The sequence below is a fragment of the bacterium genome, from assembly GCA_024224155.1.
In the GTDB taxonomy this organism is placed as follows: Bacteria; Acidobacteriota; Thermoanaerobaculia; order Multivoradales; family JAHEKO01; genus CALZIK01.
In genome coordinates this window covers 1-935 of the sequence record JAAENP010000021.1, presented here as the reverse complement: position 1 = coordinate 935, position 935 = coordinate 1, and the positions used below count along the sequence as shown (strand labels likewise).

At 64.0% G+C, this 935-nt stretch carries 2 protein-coding genes; both read left to right on the top strand.

Features of this window, described 5'->3' with window-relative positions:
* A partial coding sequence (locus GY769_02070; GenBank protein MCP4200705.1) for a hypothetical protein occupies window positions 1-397 on the top strand: 397 nt, incomplete at its 5' end.
* Window positions 363-935, top strand: a 573-nt coding sequence (locus tag GY769_02065) for a hypothetical protein (protein MCP4200704.1), incomplete at its 3' end; no start/stop codon positions are given. The genes GY769_02070 and GY769_02065, both read left to right, overlap by 35 nt.

The window sequence follows — 935 nt, the reverse complement described above, 5'->3', positions numbered from 1 at the left end:
CGGCGAGGACTTCGGCCAGGTCGCGGCACGCTTTTCGCAAGAGCCCAATTCCCAGCTGGGCGGCGACCAGGGGCGTCTGGCGCGGGAAGATCTGCCGGTCGCCTATGCCGACGCGATCTTCGATCTGGCTCCGGGCGAGGTGACCGACATCGTATCCGCCGACTATGGATTTCATCTCTTCCAGGTCGTGGAGCGCTATCCCGCGGAAGTGGCACCGGTCGAGGAAGTCGCGCCTGCGATCCGGCAGGTCCTGGAGCGCCAACGGGTCGACGAGACCGTCGCGAGCTTCGTCGACGAAGCCCGAGAGCGTTACAATGTCATCGTCTTTCCGTCCAACATCCCTTTCGACTACCAAGGTGATTATGCTCATCGAGACACCGCACCCGACGCAGAGTGACCGCTCCCCCGCTCCCCATGCGCTGACCACACCAACTCGGCGTGGCATTCAGATCGCCGCGGCGGTCGCCGTGCTCGGTATCTGGGCGTCGGCGGCCGGCCCGGCCACCGCCGAAGCCGTCAACCGGATCGTGCTCAGGGTCAACGAGGAGATCCTGACGCTCCATGAGTACGAGGAGCGCAAAGCGGCCGAGATCTCGACGATTCTCGCCGATCAGCGGCTCGATGCCGCGCGGCGTCAGGAACGGCTCGAGCAGATCGGCCGGGTGGTCTTGCAGAACTCGCTCAGCGAGATGCTGCTGCTCTCGTTCGCGAATCAGCAAGGCATCCGTGTCACCGACAGCGAGATTCAAGAAGGCGTACAGACCTTGATGGAACGTCAGGGCATCACCAACGACGCCCAACTCCAGGAGGCTCTCGCGAGCTCCGGAATGACCCTTGAGCAAGTGCGCGAGAACACCTACCGAGAGCTGCTGTGGCAGCAGGTGGTGGGCCGTGAGGTGCAGCCCAAGGTGATCATCGGCGAGGAAGAGCTTCGG